This is a genomic window from Heliomicrobium sulfidophilum, from assembly GCF_057715735.1.
The window spans coordinates 727,102-745,618 of the sequence record NZ_JBVTZZ010000004.1 but is presented as its reverse complement, the minus strand read 5'-3'; the positions used below and the strand labels follow the sequence as shown (position 1 = coordinate 745,618).

Sequence of the window (18,517 nt, the reverse complement as noted above, 5' to 3'; positions counted from 1 at the left end):
CGTTATATATCGGTTATCATTGAACGAATCAGCGCGTGAGGCGGGGATACCAGTTTGAGTCGTAAACGTGAAATCAGCCAAATCTTAGAAGACGAACTGCTGCGCAAGGTGACAAAACCGACCCGGTACACAGGGGGCGAACACAACCAGGTGAAAAAGGATTGGTCAGGCATCGATGTGGCCATGGCCTTCGCCTTTCCCGACGTCTATGAGGTCGGCATGTCTCACCTGGGTTTGCGCATCCTCTACCATCTGATCAACGAACAGCCGCGCATGGCCATGGAGCGTGTCTTCGCCCCTTGGCCCGATATGGAAAGGGCCATGCGGTCGCGCGGGGTGCCCCTGTTCTCCCTGGAGAGCCGGCGTCCGCTGACCGACTTTGACGTCGTCGGCTTCACCCTGCAGTATGAGATGTCCTACAGCAACATCCTCAACATGCTCGACCTGGCCGGCATTCCCCTCTTTGCCGAGGAGCGGGTCTACGGCGATCCCCTGATCATGGCTGGCGGACCCTGTGCCGTCAACCCGGAGCCCCTGGCGCCTTTTGTCGATCTGGTCCTCCTCGGCGAAGGGGAAGAGACGCTGCCAAGGGTCCTGCAAGCTATCGCAGATTTCAAAGGCGATACTGGCGAAGCAAAAGCGGGCGATCGTGCCCACCGGGAGGCGCTGCTACTGCGGCTGGCCGCCATCCCCGGCGTCTACGTGCCCATCTTCTACCAGTCGGAGTACACCGCCGACGGGCGTTTCCTGGGCACAGCGCCCATCCGGGACGGTGTTCCGGCAAAGGTGAAAAAGCAGATCGTGGCCGATTTGGACAAGGCCTTTTTTCCTGCCACCTCACTGGTGCCATTCATGGATGTGGTCCATGACCGGGTTATGCTCGAGGTGCTCCGTGGCTGTTCCCGGGCTTGCCGTTTTTGCCAGGCCGGGAGCATCTACCGACCTGTGCGGGAGCGCTCCCCTGAGACGTTGAAGCGACAGGCTGAGGCGCTCGTCAAGGCGACCGGCTACGATGAGATCGCCCTGACCTCATTAAGCACGGCTGACTACACCTGCGTGGAGCCGCTGATCAAAGAACTGATCGTCACCCATCAGGAGCAGAAGGTCGGTCTGTCCCTGCCGTCGTTGCGGGTGGACGCCTTCTCGGTTGAACTGGCCAAAGAGGTGCAGAAAGTGCGCAAGACCGGCCTCACCTTTGCGCCGGAAGCGGGCACCCAGCGCCTCCGCGATGTGATCAACAAAGGCGTCACCGAGTCCGACCTGATGGAGACGGTGGAAAGCGCCTTTTCCAGCGGCTGGACCGGCCTGAAGCTCTATTTTATGATCGGACTGCCCACAGAGACGGAGGAGGACCTGGAAGGGATCGCCCGTCTGGCCGAACAGGTCGTCTACAAGGGGACAGGGATTCTGCGGGAAAAGGGCATCAAAAAGAGCGTCCGCGTCACCGTCAGCACCTCTTCCTTTGTACCGAAAGCCCAGACGCCCTTCCAATGGGAACCTCAGGCGCCCATGGCTGACCTGGAGGAGAAGCAGGCCTTTTTGAAAAAGCGCCTCCGCGATCGCCGCATCAGCTACAACTGGCACGACGCGCGGATCAGCTTCCTCGAGGCTGTCTTCGCCAAGGGCGACCGCCGGCTCGCCCAGGTGCTGCACCGGGCCTGGCAAAAGGGATGTGTCTTTGATGGCTGGTCGGAATTCTTCCGTTACGATACATGGCTGGAGGCCTTTCAGGAATGCGGCGTCGACCTGGCTGATTTCGCCTACCGGACCATCGACTATGACGACCCCTTGCCCTGGGACCACCTCGATTTTGGCGTCGATCGCCGGTATCTCGTCCGAGAACATAAAAACGCGCTGGCCGCATCGCTGACCCGGGACTGCCGGGCCGATTCGTGCGCCGGATGCGGCGTTTGCCCGACTTTAGGGGTAAGTATCGATTTGCGGGGTGGTGACCATGTTCCGAGTCCGAATCGCCTTTAGCAAACAGGATCCGGTGCGCTGGCTCTCTCATTTGGACACTCAGAAAGCCTTTGAGCGGGCCATGCGCCGCGCGGCCATTCCGTTGGCGTTTTCAGAAGGGTTTAATCCCCATCCCAAAATCGCCTTCGCCTCAGCGCTGGCCGTCGGGGTCGTCTCCTTTGGCGAGTATGTCGATATCGACCTGGCGGTGGCCCTAGACCCGGAAGAGGTGCGGGAACGCTTGCAAAAGGCGATGCCCGAGGGTTTCGGCATCCATGGCGTCAAGGCCGTCGCCCCAGGGACGCAAGCGCTCATGGCTGCCGTCAACCGGGCTCAGTACCGGCTGCGCGCTCCTTTGCAAGAACCGCTTGATGAGACGGCGATCACAGCGGCTCTGTCGCGCAGCCTTGCCGAAACGTCCTGGCTGGTGGAGCGGGAAGGGAAAAAAGGGGTCTCCACAAAAGAGATCCGCTCCGGCCTGTTTCAACTGTCCGGATCCCGCACCGACGACGCGCTGGTCCTGGAGATGCTCGTCATGACGGGCAGCGAGGGGAATGTGCGTCCGGAAGAAGTGCTGGAGGCTGTGTGCCGCTACGGTAACCTGACCGTCGACCGGGAGCGGGTGCGCATCCTGCGCTTAGGGCTGTTCATCGCCCAGGGAGATCGCCTGATCACGCCGATGGATGTGCTATGAACAAGACCATCCTCGTGCAAGCCGGCAAGGAATGGACAAAGGTAGCCGTCCTGGAGGAGGAACGCCTCGTCGAGGTCCACTGGGAGCAAAGGGATCAGGGCATCATGGTGGGCAATATCTACAAAGGCCGTGTGGAAAACGTGTTGCCGGGGATGCAGGCGGCCTTTGTCGATATCGGTTGGGAGCGAAACGCCTTCCTCGTCCTCGCTGACGCCGTGCCGCCTGACCTGAAGGACTTGCGCGCCAACCTCTCCATCGGCGATATCCTCAAGCCGGGCCAGGAAGTGACCGTCCAGGTGCTCAAGGAGGGGATCGGCGGCAAGGGGCCCCGAGTGACCTGCCACCTCACCCTCCCCGGTCGCTGGGTCGTCCTGTTGCCTGATGGCGATCAGGGGGGCGTCTCCCGGAAGATCGACGATCCGGCCGAACGGGAACGTTTGCGCCAACTGGCCGAACGGGTGCGCCTGCCCGGGATGGGCCTCATCGTCCGGACGACCGCCGCCGGCGCCACGGAGGAGGAACTGACCGCTGATGTGGCGCGCCTTCGGCAACGCTGGGCGCGGATCCAGGAAAAGGCGAGCCGCCGACCGGCGCCCTGCTTGATCGAGAGCAGCGGCGACCTGGTCGAGCGGCTCCTGCGCGATCGCATCGACGAGGGCGTTGAATTGATCCGCGTCAGCGACCTCGATGTGTACAACCGCATGTGGGAGTGGACCGAGGAGAACCTGCCGTCCCTTCGCACCCGCTTGCGCCTGGAAGAGGGGCGCGACTTCTGGACTGAGCACAACCTGACCAGCGAGATCGAAAAAGCCTTGCGGCCCAAGGTCTGGCTCAAGTCGGGCGGCTACCTCGTCATCGAGGAGACGGAAGCGCTCACCGTCATTGATGTGAACACGGGCCGCTACACCGGTTCGGTCAATTTGGAGGAGACGATCCGCCAGACGAACATCGAGGCGGCCCGTGAGGTGCCGCGCCAGCTCCGACTGCGCGAGATCGGCGGGATCATCATCATCGACTTCATCGACATGCGCGATGAGCGGCACCGGGCTGAGGTGCTGGAGACGCTGGAGGCGCACCTGGCGCGGGATAAGACGCGGACAAGCGTGCTTGGCTTGACGGCCCTTGGGCTCGTGGAGATGACCCGTAAGAAGGTGCGCCAGAGCCTGGCGTCGCTGTTGACGGCGCCTTGTGAGTGTTGCGAGGGGCGGGGGCGGGTCGCCAAGGGGGAGGCGCCCTGATCCAAAACCGATCCCCCCTTTAAAAGGCATTCGCGGCAAGTCGGGGCGCATTGCATTGGCCTGCTCGCTAAGGGCTCCGCGGCGGCTCGCTCGGCGACTCCGCCCAAACCGCTCACAGGCCAATGCGCCCCGGACTTGTGGTTTATTTGCAGTTTGATCTTGCTGATTAGAATGACCTCACACGATAAATGAAGGAGGTTGTTCTGAATCCCTTGACAAAGGACTTCTCACTCGATAAAATACTGATTTGTAGGTATCTGTCCTCTGTTCTCAACCGCTCAGGACGGGCTTGGAAAAGTCGGCTTTTGGCCGCGCCTTGCACCTGGCGAGTCTAGTATGGGAGGTGTAGCATTCATGTTCGCGATTATCGAAACTGGTGGCAAGCAGTACAAGGTTCAACAAGGCGATGTGCTCAAGGTGGAGAAACTCGAAGCCAATCCTGGCGATGTGGTCGAAATCGACCGCGTCTTCGCCGTCAGCAAGGATGGGGAGCTGAAGGTCGGAGCCCCGACCGTCGAAGGCGCCAAAGTCCTGCTGAAAGTCGAAGACCACGGGAAAGGCAAGAAGATCATCATCTTCAAGTACAAGCCCAAGAAGAACTACCGCCGCAAACAAGGTCATCGTCAGGCCTTTACCCAGGTCCGTGTCGAAGCCATCCAAGCCTAAGGCTGGAAGGCGCGCGTCATGGTCAAGGTAACAGTCTATGTCGATGAGGGGCAACGGATTCTGGGATTTCAAGCCCTGGGTCATGCCGGGGCGGCGCCTCGCGGGCAGGATGTGGTATGCGCCGGTGTGTCGGCGCTGACCATCGCAGCCGTCAACGGTTTGGAGCACTTTCTCGGCGCTGAGGCGACCGAGGTGAGCGCCCCCAAGCCGGGCGACCTAAGCTGCCTTTTGCGGGAACCGCTGGCGCCGGAAGCGGCGCGGACGGCCCAGATCATCCTGGAAACGATGGTCCTCGGTCTGCAACAAACCGCGGAAGTTTATCCGCGTTTCCTTCACGTCGAGAAGAGGAGGTGTGTCCCATGCTAGTCATGAATCTGCAATACTTCGCCCACAAGAAAGGTGTCGGTAGCTCCCGAAACGGTCGCGACTCCGAAGCCAAGCGCCTGGGCGTCAAGCGCAGCGACGGTCAAGCCGTTTTGTCCGGCAACATCCTGGTCCGCCAGCGCGGCACCAAGATTCACCCCGGCAACAACGTGGGTCTGGGCAGTGACGACACCCTGTTCGCCCTGATCGACGGCGTCGTTAAATTCGAACGCAAAGGTCGGGACAAAAAACAGGTCAGCGTGTACGCTGTCTAAGAACAAAGCAGCCCCCGGAGAAATCCGGGGGCTTTTTGTCAATATTAATACTGTGCGCCGGACTTGCGGCACCGCGCTTTTTTCGCAGATCCGGCGCTGGCGGGAGTGTTTTCCGATGGCGGAGCGTGATTGGCCGGGGGCGGCTGACCGGAATGATCCGTCAGGGAGTGGTCCCTCTGGGACTCGCCTGGCCGGCTTCAGCCCAGATGCGGCCGAATGGGTGGAACTCTGGCGGGAACTCCGCCACGATTTTATCAACCACCTGCAGACGATCCTGGGGTACATCCAGGTAGGGCGCGGGGAGCGGTCCCTTGAATACCTCCGCGAAGTGGCCTCACGGCTCCAAGAGGCTGGTGGCATTACGCTTCTCGGCGTGTTGCCGGTCATCGCCCACCTGCTGCTCAAAGGGCAGGAACTGCGGGAGCGTGCCGTTGACCTGCGCGTCCAGGTGGACCGGGGTTGGAACGCCGAACCATGGCAAGGGGAGAGCCGTGCCCGCAGGCTTGCGGAGGTGGCGTCGGCGACGATCGAGTCGTTGCTTCCGTCTCAAGATCCAGCGGAAGAGGAACCAGCGCTCTGCCTGCGCTTTCGCGGCCCTGAGCCGTTGCTGGAAGCCTGGTGGCTGGGCCGTGACGAGAAGTTGACGACAATCGAACTCGCGTCCCTTTTGCAGTAGGGAATCAAACACCTGCGATCAGCAACCGTTATTACCGATCAACGTTGCAAGCTGGAATCATACAACCAGTAGCACAACGTCAACAACAGCAGCATGATTGAACCGAAGCGGGTTCGATTCCATAGGAGGTTTTCGCCGTTGTTTTACGATCAGGCGAGGATATTCGTCAAGGGCGGTGACGGGGGGAACGGCATCGTCTCCTTTCGCCGCGAAAAGTACGTGCCAGAAGGCGGACCGAACGGCGGCGATGGCGGCGCTGGCGGCAACGTCATCTTCATCGGCGACGAAGGACTGCGCACCCTCGTCGATTTCCGCTACCAGCGCCACTACAAGGCCGAGCGGGGCGAGCACGGCATGGGCAAAAACATGCACGGTCGCGACGGCGAGGATATGACTGTCCGCGTGCCCATCGGCACTGTCGTCAAGGACGCCGAGACAGGCGCCATCCTGGCCGATATCACCCGCGACGAGCAGCAATACATCGCCGCCAAGGGCGGGCGGGGCGGACGGGGCAACGCCAAGTTCGTCAGTTCCACCAACCGGGTGCCTATGATCGCCGAAAAGGGCGAACCGGGCGACGAGCAGTGGCTGGAATTGGAACTCAAACTGCTTGCTGACGTTGGCCTCGTCGGTTTCCCCAACGTGGGCAAATCGACGCTCATCGCCAACGTGTCAGCCGCCCGGCCCAAGATCGCCAACTATCACTTCACCACCCTCGAACCCAACCTGGGTGTAGTCCGCATCGCCGAAGGCCAGAGCTTTGTCATGGCCGACATTCCCGGGCTGATCGAGGGCGCCCACACCGGCGCCGGACTCGGTCATGACTTCCTGCGCCACACGGAGCGGACCCGCTACCTGATCCATGTCCTGGACATCTCTGGCAGCGAGGGGCGGGATCCCTTGGAGGACTATGACGCCATCAACCGGGAACTGGCCCTCTACAAGCCGGAACTGGCCAACAAACCGATGGTCGTCGCCGCCAATAAAATGGATCTGCCCGGCGCTGAGGAAAACCTGGCGCGCCTCCGGGAGAAGCTCGGCGAAGAGGCCGTCATCTTCCCCGTCTCCGCCGCCACCCGTCAGGGGTTGGATCCGCTGATCTACCATGTTCACAAGGGACTGGAGGAACTGGGGCCTGTCGTCTTTGAGACGGTCACCGCTGACGCCCACATGGATGTCCGCTTCTCCGGCAAGACAGAGGAGCGCTTCAAGATCCATCGAGACGAGCAAGGCGTCTTCGTCGTCACCGGCAAGGAAGTGGAACGCCATGTGGCCATGACCGACATGGAAAACGAAGAATCGGTGGCGCGCTTGCAGCGCATCTTCGACGTCATGGGCGTCGATCAAGCCTTGCGTGACGCCGGTTGCCAACATGGCGATCCGGTGCGCATCCGCGACCTGGAGTTTGACTTCATCGAGTATGCCGCCCAGTATGCCGATCGCGACGAAGACAGCAACGGAAAGTAAATGATTTGCCCAATTTGCTCGATTCTGAAAAAAATGTGTAAAAAGGGTCAAAGCAGGAAACTACCGTCGCGTCGAGAATAAACCAGAATACAACACCGGCGATCCTGTATACAAGGCAATAGGGGGCGACGCCGGTATCGATTGCTGTACAACATTTTTTCTGTTTCCTGCTGCGAATCGACGATGGAGGTGCGCTCCGTGTTTGGACGCCAAGACCTGCCCAAGGCCCGCCGCGTCATCGTCAAGGTGGGCACCAGCACCTTGACCCACGGCACCGGCAAGCTGAACCTGGAGCAGATGGAAAAGCTCGTCCGGCAACTGGCGGACCTCTCCAACCGGGGCCATCAGGTCATGCTGGTCACCTCCGGCGCCGTCGGCGCCGGGATGGGGCGTCTGGGTCTGGAGAAGCGGCCCAAAGCCGTGCCGGAAAAACAAGCCTGCGCCGCCGTCGGCCAGGGCATCCTGATGCATATGTACGAGAAGCTCTTCGCCGAGTACGGTCTCGTCGTCGCTCAGGTGCTGCTGACGCGGGATGACTTCGCCTTCCGGGAGCGCTACATCAACGCCGGCAATACCCTCGAGGCGCTCCTGCGGATGAACGTCATCCCCATCATCAACGAAAACGACACCGTCGCCATCGACGAGATCCGCCTCCGCTTCGGCGACAACGACACCTTGTCGGCGCTGGTGGCGGGCCTGGTCCAAGGCGACGTGCTGATCCTGCTGACCGACATCGACGGGCTCTACTCGGCCAACCCGCGCGTGGACCCCGAGGCGGTCTTTATCCCCGAGGTGGCCGAGATCTCACCGGAGATCGAGGCCATGGCTGCCGGCGCGGGCTCCAACCTGGGCACCGGCGGCATGGCGACGAAGCTGCAAGCGGCCAAGATCGCCGTCGAGTCGGGCGTGGCCATGGTCATCGCCCGGGGCAGCCGGCCCAACGGGCTCCGGGAGATCATGAGCGGGGAAGAGGTGGGGACCCTCTTCATCCCCAACGAAACGCCGCTGCCCGGCTACAAGCGCTGGCTCGCCTTCGGTTCCGCCTCCAGCGGCCGCATTCACATCGACGCCGGCGCCGCCGAGGCCATTATCTCCGGTGGCAAGAGCCTGCTCCCCTGCGGCGTCACCGGCGCCGAAGGCGATTTTCAGAGCGGCGACATGGTCAGCATCATCTCGCCGGAAGGCCTCGAAGTGGCCCGTGGCGTCACCCGGTACTCGGCTGATCAGGTCCGGCGCATCATGGGGAAACAGTGCCAGGACATTGAAGAGACCCTGGGCATGAAAGGCGTCGACGAGGTCGTCCACCGGGACAACCTGACCGTCATGGTCTCCCGGCATATCGGATAAAGAACCAAAGGCGAAACAGGGGGAAAGAGGCATGAACATGTATTCCGAACTGTCCTTGAAGGGCAAAAAAGCCAAAGACGCCGCGTATAAGCTGGGATCCTTGTCCTCCCAGGTCAAAAACAAGGCCCTTGAGGCGATGGCCTACGCCCTGGTGGCTCAGGAAGAAGAGATCCTGGCCGCCAACGCCCTTGATGTGGAGGCGGGACGGCAGAAAGGCATGTCCAAGGCGCTCCTGGACCGGTTGATGCTGAATAAAAAGCGCGTCGAAGAGATGGCCGAAGGCCTCTACGCACTCGTCAGCCTGCCCGATCCGATCGGCGAGGTGAAGCGCCAGTGGCGCCGCCCCAACGGCCTCGAAATCGGCCAGGTTCGCGTACCCCTCGGCGTTGTCGGCATCATCTATGAAGCGCGGCCGAACGTCACCGTCGACGCTGCCGGCCTCTGCCTGAAGACGGGCAACGCCGTTCTCCTGCGCGGCGGTTCGGAGGCGATCCGCTCCAACATGGCCATCGTCAAGGTCATCGCCAAGGCAGCCGAAGAGGCCGGCATCCCGGAAGGGGCGATCCAACTCGTGGAAGACACGAGCCGGGAAGTGGCCCAGCAGATGATGACCATGAACGAATACCTGGATGTGCTCATCCCCCGCGGCGGCGCCGGACTGATCCAGGCCGTCGTCAAAAACGCTACCGTGCCGGTCATCGAGACGGGTGTCGGCAACTGCCACATCTATGTCGACGCCGACGCCGACCTGGAGATGGCCGAGAAGATCATCATCAACGCCAAGTGCCAGCGCCCCGGCGTCTGCAACGCCGCTGAGTCGCTCCTCGTCCACCAGGATGTGGCCCGCAAGTTCATCCCCCAGATCGGCAAGCTGTTGACGGAGATGAACGTGGAACTGCGTGGCTGCCCGCGCACCATGAGCCTCTTCGAGGGCATCAAGGAGGCCACCGACGAGGACTATGCCGCCGAGTTCCTCGACCTGATCCTGGCTGTGAAGGTTGTCGACAGCTTCGACGAGGCCCTCGAACATATCCGCAGATACTCGACGGGCCACTCGGAGGCCATCGTCACCCGCGACTACAGCCGCGCTCGCGAGTTCACCCGCAGCGTAGACGCCGCCGCCGTCTACGTGAACGCCTCGACACGCTTCACCGACGGCTTCCAGTTCGGCATGGGCGCTGAGATCGGCATCTCCACCCAGAAACTGCATGCTCGCGGCCCCATGGGGCTGAATGAAATGACGACGATCAAGTACGTCTGCTACGGCGATGGACAGATCCGTTAATCACCCTGTTGAGCGCAAGGGCTTTATCATCGGTCCCCACGGCGTCGTCATCTCCATCCCCGAAGACCTGGCTGACTATGAGTGGGTGGACACCACCTTCGGGATCAAGGTGCCCAAAATCAAGGTGAATCAAACAGGGGAAGGGCAGGTCCGGATCGGCATCATGGGCGGCACCTTCGACCCTGTTCACTACGGCCACCTGGTGACGGCGGAAGCGGCGGCTGATCTTTTCGACCTTTCTGTCGTCGTCTTCGTCCCCTCGGGCCGGCCGCCGCACAAGCAAAACCAGAGCGTCACCGACCCCTGGGAACGCTACCGGCTGACTGAACTGGCCACCTGCTCGAACCCGCGTTTTCGCATGTCTGATGTGGAGGTCAGCCGCCCCGGCTACTCCTATGCCATCGACACGGTGCGCGCCTTCCGGCGAGATTATGGGGAGCGGGCGGAGTTTTTCTTCATCACCGGCGCCGACGCCATCCTGGAGATCATGACCTGGCGCCAGATCGACCAGTTGATGGCCGAATGCCGTTTTATCGCCGCCTACCGACCCGGCTATGACCGGGACCACCTGAGGGAAGCGGTGGCGCGCATGGAGGCTTTTTCCGGGCGGATTCACCTGGTCGAGGTGCCGGCCCTGGCCATCTCCTCCACCGATATCCGCCATCGCCTGACCCAGGGCCGATCGATCAAATACCTGCTGCCCGAGCCGGTCGTCCACCGCATCATTGAAACCGGCAGTTACCGTGAAGGGCAGTCGTCATGAAGGGCCGCCGCCGGCAGCCTCACGAATAACCCCGCTGTTTCCGGTCATACTAAGTCGCGAGCGCAGGGCGAAAGAACATCGCTTGAAGCCGAGAATCATGGGGTTATGGTGAGGTGAATGGAATGACTCGGACCCTCTATGTGGGCAATTTGCCTTGGGCAACCAAGCCCGAGAACCTGACAGATCTCTTTTCCCCCTATGGGGAGGTATTGAGCAGCCGGATCATCACAGACAGAGAGACTGGCCGTTCAAGAGGTTTCGGTTTCGTCGAGGTCAGAGATGAAGACGCCGAGCGCATGGTGGAAGCCATGAACGGCGCCGAGTATGAAGGCAGGATGCTGACCGTCAACGAGGCCAAGCCCAGACAGGACCAATAAAAGAATTTATATGCACCTCCTAGACCGTAACGGGATAGGAGGTTTATTATTGTGTATGACGGAAAGGATGATCCTGTTGGGAGATTGGCAAGCCATCATCCGGCGCCTGCAAACCGATCTGGCCCGGGAGTTAAGCCCGAAGCGATTTAACCATATCATGGGTACGGGTGAAACGGCGTTCCACCTGGCGCGGCAATGGGGCGGCGACCCGGAGCGAGCCCGCATCGCTGCTCTGTTGCACGATATCGCCCGCGAATGGCCGGCTGATCGGTTGCTGCGAGCCTGTGAGGATGCGGGCGTCACCCTTGAGCCATGGGAACGAAGACAGGCGGAACTCTTGCACGGCTATGCCGGCGCCTGGTGGGCGGCAAAGCACTACAGCATCGAGGACGACGAGGTGCTGAGGGCGGTGCACCACCACACAGTGGGCTATCCTGGCATGGGCCTTCTGGAGAAGATCGTCTACCTGGCCGACAAGATCGAGCCCAACCGGTCTTACAAGGGTGTCAATACGCTCCGCACCCTGGCCGGACAGTCGCTGGACCGGGCCGTCCTCGCCTGTCTCGATCAGGCCATCCAACATGTCCTCCGCAAAGGGACGCTGCTGCATCCCCTCACAGTGGAGACGCGCAACCGGCTGATCATTGAGCAGGATATAAAAGATGCCGGCGGACAAAAACATAGCTGAAAGTGATTCCCCCAAAAGGAATCTCGGGAAAATGACGGCAAAAAAATGAATCTCAAAAATATCAAATCAGGGAGGAACCAAAAACTTGGGACAAGACAGTAAAGCAGCGGCCATCGCCATCGCGGAAGCAGCCGCCGATAAGAAAGCCTATGAGATCATGCTCCTCGATCTGCGCGGCAAATCGAACGTGACCGACTACTTTGTCCTCTGCAACGGCAATTCGACGCCCCAGGTGCAAGCCATCTGCATGCACATCGAAGAAAAACTGAAAGATTACGGCCGCCGCACCCTTCGCGTGGAAGGCTACCGGGACGGGCGCTGGGTGTTGATGGATTACGGCGACGTGGTCGTCCATATCTTCCGTCCCGAGACGCGAGACCATTATGCCTTAGAGCGCCTCTGGGGCGACGCGCCCAAAGCGGTCGAGCCGAACTTTGAGGAGTTTGTGCAGTAGGCCGAAAGTCCATAAGTTGTAACAAAGCGGATTGGACAGGCACAGGAGCAGATCTATGAATATTTTCGACGTAATCGGACCGGTCATGATCGGCCCGTCCAGCTCCCATACGGCCGGCGCTGTACGCCTCGGCAATGTGGCCCGCCTGATCCTGGGCGAAGCGGTCCGAGAGGCGCGTATCGGCCTCCACGGCTCTTTCGCTGAGACCCACCAGGGCCATGGCACCGACCTGGCTCTGGTGGCAGGTCTGCTCGGCTGGACCACCGATGACCTTCGCATCCCTAATTCCTTCGAATTCGCCGAAGCAGCGGCGTTGACAGTCACCTTTTCCGAGATCCATCTGGGCGAACTGGCCCATCCCAACTCGGTTCGCTTCGAGCTGACCGGACAGAAGGGCGCCCGCTCGGAGGTCACCGGCGCATCCATCGGCGGCGGTCGTGTCCTGGTGACCCGTGTAGACGACTTTCCTGTCGAACTGACAGGCGACTTCGCCACCCTGCTGGTGACCCACCGCGACCGCCCCGGCGTCATCTCCCTGGTGACCGGCGTCTTAGGTCAACAGGGGATCAACATCGCCCAGATGCGCGTCTCGCGGGAACAGAAGGGCGCCCGGGCGCTGATGGTGCTTGAAACCGACCAATTTGTCACCGATGAAGCGCTGCGAGCCATCGCCTCACTGCCGCCGGTCGAGGCGGCGCGACGGATCCAGATCGGCTAAGCGCCAAACCGAGTGACGCCAAAGCATTGAGCATCAACCCGACTGACCTTCCAAATCAACGACTGAACAAGGAGGAGTCGTCGTGGCCCAAAAACTCTCCCTGCAACAATGGATTGCGCAGGCCGAAGAGAAAAACCTCACTTTTGCAAAGTTTTGCCTGCAACGGCAGGCGGCAGACCTGGAAACGACGGAAGAGGCGCTGATAGTCAGGATGGAGGCCTTGTTGCCGGTGATGCGGGACAGCGTCCAGGCCGGCTTGCGGGGCCAGCGTTCCGTCGGGGGTCTCGTCGGCGGTGATGCGGCCAAGATGGACGCTTACCGCAACGACGACCGGATCAAGAGCGTCGTCGGTCCTATCCTGGCCGATGCCGTCATGATGGCCCTGGCTGTCGGGGAGGCCAACGCCTCCATGGGCCGCATCGTGGCCGCGCCAACAGCCGGGTCGAGCGGTGTGCTGCCGGCGGTGCTCTTTGCCTTAGGCAATTCCCATGGTCTGTCAGACAGACAGTTGGCCGAGGGAGTCCTGGTGGCTGGCGCCATCGGCATGGTCGTTGCCTCACGGGCTACCCTTTCAGGGGCAGCCGGCGGCTGCCAGGCGGAATGCGGCGCTGCTGCGGCGATGGCGGCTGGCGCGGTTGTCGATCTCTGCGGCGGAAAACCAGTTCAGGTGGGCGATGCCGTCGCCATGGCCTTGAAAAACATGCTCGGCCTCGTCTGCGACCCCGTGGCCGGGCTGGTCGAAGTTCCCTGTGTCAAGCGCAACGCCGGTGCGGCGGCCCAGGCGCTTGTCGCCGCCGAGATGGCCCTGGCCGGGATCGCCAGCGTCATCCCAGTCGACGAGGTGATCGACGCCATGGGTTCTGTCGGCGCAGCATTGCCAGCGACACTGCGCGAGACCGCCCGGGGCGGCCTGGCGGAGACGCCGACGGGACGAGAGTGGGCGAAAAAGCTCTTTGCCGGCAAGGGAACGGGAGCGGAAGCCAAGCAGTAAATTAAGGTGTTGGAAAGGCCGAGGCGGCCTTTTCGTTTTCATAAAGATACAAGAATATCAAAATGATACATCCATCGCAATACATAACGCGGGAACCCCCTTGTTTTTTAAAGAATCAGCCGATAAAAGACGCCGTAGCTCGTGATTGATTTTGCAAATCACATTTATTTTTAAAAAGATCATAGCATTGGCCCGATTTTTGCATGATTAAACAGGCAGAGGTGAGATGATGAAACACGTTCAATCATTGCAATGCATCCATTGCGGGAAAGCATACGACCCCGGCGAGGTCGACTATTACTGTCCCGCCTGTGGCTATCATGACGGCATCCTGGATGTGATCTACGACTATGAGTCCGTCAAAGCGGAGATGGATCCGGAACGATTCAGCGCCGGCGGTCCACGCTCCATGTGGCGGTATCTGCCGCTCTTGCCTGTAGCCGAACCGGAGCGGATCAGCCACCTGCAGGTCGGCTGGACACCCCTCTACGCGGCGCCTCGGTTGGCGGAAACCCTCGATGTGGCCGCTTGCTGGGTCAAGGACGAAGGTCGCAACCCGACAGCATCCTTCAAGGATCGGGCCAGCGCCGTAGGAGTTCTAAAGGCGCTGGAAAAGGGCGCTTCCCGCATCACCTGCGCCTCCACCGGCAACGCCGCCTCCTCGCTGGCTGGCTTTGCCGCCGCCGCCGGCCTGCCGGCCTCCATCTTCGTGCCTAAGCGGGCGCCGGAAGCCAAGTTGGCTCAGTTGCTCGTCTTCGGCGCCCAGGTCTTTTCCGTCCAAGGAACTTATGACCAAGCCTGGGAGCTGTGCATGGCCGCAAGCGCCCATTTCGGCTGGTATAACCGCAACTGTGCCATTAATTCCTACTTAATCGAAGGGAAAAAGACGGTTGCCCTGGAACTGGTCGAACAGTTCCGGGAGCGGGGAACCTTCCCCGATTGGGTCGTCGTCTCTGTCGGCGACGGCTGCACCATCGGGGGCGTTTGGAAGGGCTTCAAAGAGATGGAGCGCATCGGTTGGATCGAAAAGACGCCGAAGATCCTTGGCGTTCAGGCCGCCGGTTGCCAGCCATTCGTCACCGCCTGGCGCGAGGGCAAAGGGCTCACCCCTTGTGACGCCGACACCCTGGCTGATTCCATCGCCGTCGGCCATCCCCGCAATTTTGTCAAAGGGTTGCGGGCTGTGACCGAATCGGGCGGCGCTTATGTGGCCGTCTCGGATGTCGCTATCTTGGAAGCGATGATGACGCTGGCCCGAAAAGCGGCCGTCTTTGGCGAACCGGCCGGTGTTACTGGTGTGGCCGGCGTGCAGGAGGCCCGGCGGTTAGGGATCATCGGCCCTGAGGAGTCGGTGACTGTCATCGTCACCGGAAATGGCTTGAAAGACATCGCCAGCGCCATCCGGGCCGCCGGGCAACCCTTGCCAGTGGCGCCGGAACTTGATGCCGTACGGCAAGTGGTAAGTGCCTAAGGAGCTTTTTTCTAGCAGGAAATTCGCACAATTGCGGCGAAGAAGAAAATGGTAACACTTTCACAAGACCGGGGATCACCTAGTTGTGACCCCTAGAGGAGGAATATATCTATGACTCGGATTCCCTTCGGACCCACCTATGACGAAATGCTGCACCCCGAGACGCTCGATGCGACAGTGCGTTCTCAGGCGTTGGCCGCCCTCCAGGGGAATGAACTGGACCCGATCAACCTTTTCAACATCACCTGGAAAAACGCCGACAACCAGGTGCGCAAGGTGGTCCTGCCGCCGTCCCTCACTGGCGTTGACGCCAACATCGTCGTCATGCTGGGCTACGGCTTTCCCTCAGGCTCCCACAAGGTCGGCCCCGCTTATAGCACCTTGATCGAGGGCCTCGTCGACGGCGAGATTGTCCCAGGCGTGCATACGATCCTTGGTCCATCGACAGGCAACTTCGGCATCGGCACGGCCTACATCTCCAATCTGCTCGGTTTTAAGGCCATCGTCATCATGCCCGACAACATGAGCAAGGAACGCTATGAACGGATCCGCAAATACGGCGGTGAACTGGAACTGACGCCGGGCAGCGAATCGGACGTGATCCTGACGCTGGAACGGACCCATGAGATGATGAAAAACCCGGCCTACAAAGCCTTAGCCCAGTTTGAACTCTTCCCCAACTACCGCTTCCACCGCCATGTGACCGGCAACAGCGCCGTCGAGGCCGTTCAGGGTGTCGGCAACGGGCGCATCGCTGGCTTCGTCTCGGCTCCCGGTTCCGCCGGAACCCTTGCCGCCGGCGATCAGATCAAGGCCATCTTCCCTGAAGCCAAGATCGGCGCCCTGGAACCCTACGAGTGCTCCACCTTGGCCAACGGCGGGCGAGGTCAGCACCGCATCGAAGGCATCGGCGACAAGATGTGTACCCTCATCCACAACCTGCTGACGACGGACTTCATCATCCTGATCCGTGACGAGGAGACGGTACAGGGCCTCAAAATCTTTCGCGACGGCCTGGAAGCCCTCCTTCAGATGGGTGTCGACCGCGACTTCGCCTTGTCGATCCGCGACTGGTTCGGTCCCTCGGGCATCTGCAACATCCTGGGTGCCATCAAGATGGCCAAGTTCCTCCGCCTCGGCCCTGGCGACAACGTGGTCACCGTCGCTACCGATGGCTTTGACCGCTACCACTCGGTCATGGAAGAACTAGACCGCCGCTACCTGGAGACAGCGCCTTTCGTCCTCGAACGCTGGGCCAAGGACATCTTCCTCGGCGCCGATGACCAGCAGGTCTATGATGTCCGCCGCGCCGACAAGAAAGAGCGACTCTTCCAGCAGAAAGAGAATGACTGGCTCAAGTTCGGCTACAGCCTCGACTTCCTCAACGCCATGCGTGAAGCGAGTTTCTGGGAAGAGCAATACGCTAAGGTCAACGTCTACAACGAAAAGATCGCTGCCAGCCGCCAAAAAGGCTGAGCGTAACCCTACAAAAGCAGGAAAAGACGCCATGAATCGACACAAACCCATGGCGTCTACCCCCTTGAGCGGCAAAAAATGAAGGCAAAAGTCAGGAATACGTTGTTCAGGTCTTGCTTTTCAACCTTTCTGGGAATAAAATTACAAGTATCTTAGCCGTTGGATCAAAACAGCGAATGGAATGACAGAAGGGCAATGGCGCCCTTCACCGCGAAGGGAAGAGGCCGCGTGGTGAAGGGCCTTTTATTTGTGACCCTTAGAACTTGCCTGAGGAGGGATGGAAAAGCGGCGGGGGATTGGGCAACAAAAACCCTCGCTAACGCAGCGCTGAATAGGTTCAAATAACAAATGGGGAGGATGCATTCGTGAAAAACAAATCCAAGATGCTGGCGGTTTTCGTAAGCTTGGCCCTCGTCCTCGGTCTCGTGCTGGCCGGCTGCGGCGGACAACCGACTGCCACCCAACAACCGTCAGGTGACAAAGCCGCTGGCGAAAAACTGAAGGTGGCCTTCATCTATGTTGGACCTGTCGGCGACGCCGGTTGGTCCTACGCCCATGACCAGGCCCGCAAGTACCTCGAAAAAGAGATTCCCAATGTGGAAACGTCCATCGTAGAATCGGTGCCCGAAGGCGCTGACGCTGAACGGGTGCTCACCGAACTGGCCACCAAAGGGAACAAGATCATCTTCGCCACCAGCTTCGGTTACATGGACTATGTGATCAAAGTGGCCCAGAAGTTCCCTGATGTGACCTTCCTCCATTGCTCCGGTTATAAAACAGCTCCTAACGTCGGTACATACTTCGGCCGTATCTACCAGGCCCGTTACCTCTCCGGTCTCGCCGCCGGCAAACAGACGAAGAGCAATGTCATCGGCTATGTGGCCGCCATGCCCATCCCCGAAGTCATCCGCGGCATCAACGCCTTCACCGTGGGCGTGAAAGAAGCCAACCCGAACGCCACCGTCAAGGTCGTCTGGACCAACACCTGGTATGACCCTGCCAAAGAAAAAGACGCCGCCAAGAGTCTCCTCGACGCCGGCGCCGACGTGATCGCCCAGCACCAGGACACGCCCGCCCCGATGCAGGCTGCTGAGGAAAAAGGCAAATTCGGCGTCGGTTACAACACCGATATGAGCTCCTTCGCCCCGAAAGCCATCCTGACCGGTCCCGTCTGGAACTGGGGTCCCTACTATGTGAAGACTGTTAAGGCAGTCATGGACAAGACCTGGAAGTCGGAACAGTACTGGGGTCCCATGTCCGATAAGGTCGTCGACCTGGCGCCTTTCGGCCCCATGGTGAGCGAGGACACGAAAGCCCTGATCGCCAAGAAGAAGGACACCATCATGAAAGGCGAATGGGATGTCTTCTACGGTCCTGTTAAAGATCAGTCCGGCCAGGTAAAAGTGCCGGAAGGCTCTAAGATGACCGATAAGGAAATGCTCGAATTCAACTGGTTCGTCCAAGGTGTGGACGGGACCATTCCCAAGTAAGACTATTGTTCCAAAAACCCTGTTTTCCAAGGAATAGCGGTTTTTCAGCGCGCTGCGCTTTTCCAAAAGCCATCTACGGTTTTTCCTTTCCCAATGAAGCAGGTTCTTCGCAATCAGAG

The 18,517-nt window shown here is 60.3% G+C and carries 19 protein-coding genes; all 19 read left to right on the top strand.

Annotation, left to right across the window (positions count from 1 at the left end):
• The first annotated feature begins 54 nt into the window (after positions 1-54).
• The 19 genes from AC0CW1_RS05235 (at position 55) to AC0CW1_RS05145 (ending at position 18,398) form a co-directional block, all read left to right on the top strand.
• Positions 55-1,980: a TIGR03960 family B12-binding radical SAM protein gene (locus tag AC0CW1_RS05235; RefSeq protein ID WP_488181990.1), complete on the top strand. Its 1,926-nt coding sequence runs from the start codon at positions 55-57 to the stop codon at positions 1,978-1,980.
• A complete protein-coding gene (locus tag AC0CW1_RS05230) occupies positions 1,955-2,653 on the top strand; it encodes a TIGR03936 family radical SAM-associated protein (protein ID WP_488181989.1) in 699 nt (232 codons plus the stop codon). The genes AC0CW1_RS05235 and AC0CW1_RS05230 overlap by 26 nt, the downstream gene beginning before the upstream one ends.
• The gene (locus tag AC0CW1_RS05225; RefSeq protein WP_488181988.1) at positions 2,650-3,891 is read left to right on the top strand and encodes an Rne/Rng family ribonuclease; all 1,242 of its coding nucleotides are present in this window, start codon (positions 2,650-2,652) and stop codon (positions 3,889-3,891) included. The genes AC0CW1_RS05230 and AC0CW1_RS05225 overlap by 4 nt, the downstream gene beginning before the upstream one ends.
• A gap of 354 nt (positions 3,892-4,245) precedes the next feature.
• Positions 4,246-4,557 carry a 50S ribosomal protein L21 gene (rplU, locus tag AC0CW1_RS05220; RefSeq protein ID WP_012283724.1) on the top strand — a complete coding sequence of 104 codons (312 nt, stop codon included), beginning with the start codon at positions 4,246-4,248 and terminating at the stop codon, positions 4,555-4,557.
• Between the two features lie 18 nt (positions 4,558-4,575).
• A complete protein-coding gene (locus AC0CW1_RS05215) occupies positions 4,576-4,923 on the top strand; it encodes a ribosomal-processing cysteine protease Prp (RefSeq protein ID WP_488181987.1) in 348 nt (115 codons plus the stop codon).
• Positions 4,917-5,195, top strand: coding sequence for a 50S ribosomal protein L27 (gene rpmA, locus AC0CW1_RS05210; protein ID WP_012283722.1), 279 nt, complete (start codon positions 4,917-4,919; stop codon positions 5,193-5,195). The genes AC0CW1_RS05215 and rpmA overlap by 7 nt, the downstream gene beginning before the upstream one ends.
• A gap of 115 nt (positions 5,196-5,310) precedes the next feature.
• The gene (locus AC0CW1_RS05205) at positions 5,311-5,871 is read left to right on the top strand and encodes a Spo0B domain-containing protein (protein WP_488181986.1); all 561 of its coding nucleotides are present in this window, start codon (positions 5,311-5,313) and stop codon (positions 5,869-5,871) included.
• Positions 5,872-6,009: 138 nt separating this feature from the next.
• Positions 6,010-7,338 carry a GTPase ObgE gene (gene obgE / locus AC0CW1_RS05200; RefSeq protein WP_488181985.1) on the top strand — a complete coding sequence of 443 codons (1,329 nt, stop codon included), beginning with the start codon at positions 6,010-6,012 and terminating at the stop codon, positions 7,336-7,338.
• 198 nt (positions 7,339-7,536) lie between these two features.
• Positions 7,537-8,685 carry a glutamate 5-kinase gene (proB, locus tag AC0CW1_RS05195; protein WP_488181984.1) on the top strand — a complete coding sequence of 383 codons (1,149 nt, stop codon included), beginning with the start codon at positions 7,537-7,539 and terminating at the stop codon, positions 8,683-8,685.
• Positions 8,686-8,716: 31 nt separating this feature from the next.
• Positions 8,717-9,970, top strand: a complete 1,254-nt coding sequence (locus AC0CW1_RS05190) for a glutamate-5-semialdehyde dehydrogenase (RefSeq protein ID WP_488181983.1) — start codon at positions 8,717-8,719, stop codon at positions 9,968-9,970.
• The gene (gene nadD, locus AC0CW1_RS05185) at positions 9,954-10,733 is read left to right on the top strand and encodes a nicotinate-nucleotide adenylyltransferase (protein ID WP_488181982.1); all 780 of its coding nucleotides are present in this window, start codon (positions 9,954-9,956) and stop codon (positions 10,731-10,733) included. The genes AC0CW1_RS05190 and nadD overlap by 17 nt, the downstream gene beginning before the upstream one ends.
• A gap of 122 nt (positions 10,734-10,855) precedes the next feature.
• Positions 10,856-11,110: an RNA-binding regulator gene (rbp, locus tag AC0CW1_RS05180; RefSeq protein WP_204758215.1), complete on the top strand. Its 255-nt coding sequence runs from the start codon at positions 10,856-10,858 to the stop codon at positions 11,108-11,110.
• Positions 11,111-11,165: 55 nt separating this feature from the next.
• Positions 11,166-11,798 carry a bis(5'-nucleosyl)-tetraphosphatase (symmetrical) YqeK gene (yqeK, locus tag AC0CW1_RS05175; RefSeq protein WP_488181981.1) on the top strand — a complete coding sequence of 211 codons (633 nt, stop codon included), beginning with the start codon at positions 11,166-11,168 and terminating at the stop codon, positions 11,796-11,798.
• Positions 11,799-11,883: 85 nt separating this feature from the next.
• A complete protein-coding gene (gene rsfS, locus AC0CW1_RS05170) occupies positions 11,884-12,252 on the top strand; it encodes a ribosome silencing factor (RefSeq protein WP_488181980.1) in 369 nt (122 codons plus the stop codon).
• Positions 12,253-12,307: 55 nt separating this feature from the next.
• The gene (sdaAB, locus tag AC0CW1_RS05165; protein ID WP_488181979.1) at positions 12,308-12,970 is read left to right on the top strand and encodes an L-serine ammonia-lyase, iron-sulfur-dependent subunit beta; all 663 of its coding nucleotides are present in this window, start codon (positions 12,308-12,310) and stop codon (positions 12,968-12,970) included.
• A gap of 82 nt (positions 12,971-13,052) precedes the next feature.
• The gene (gene sdaAA, locus AC0CW1_RS05160) at positions 13,053-13,961 is read left to right on the top strand and encodes an L-serine ammonia-lyase, iron-sulfur-dependent, subunit alpha (RefSeq protein WP_488181978.1); all 909 of its coding nucleotides are present in this window, start codon (positions 13,053-13,055) and stop codon (positions 13,959-13,961) included.
• A gap of 229 nt (positions 13,962-14,190) precedes the next feature.
• Positions 14,191-15,432 (top strand): threonine synthase, encoded by a 1,242-nt coding sequence (gene thrC, locus AC0CW1_RS05155; protein WP_488181977.1) that lies wholly within the window; start codon positions 14,191-14,193, stop codon positions 15,430-15,432.
• 111 nt (positions 15,433-15,543) lie between these two features.
• On the top strand, positions 15,544-16,908 hold the full coding sequence (locus AC0CW1_RS05150; RefSeq protein ID WP_488181976.1) for a PLP-dependent cysteine synthase family protein: 1,365 nt from the start codon (positions 15,544-15,546) through the stop codon (positions 16,906-16,908).
• A 383-nt stretch (positions 16,909-17,291) separates the two neighbouring features.
• Entirely contained in the window at positions 17,292-18,398 is a 1,107-nt protein-coding gene (locus tag AC0CW1_RS05145; protein ID WP_488182123.1) for a BMP family ABC transporter substrate-binding protein, read from the top strand.
• The last annotated feature ends 119 nt before the right edge of the window (positions 18,399-18,517 follow it).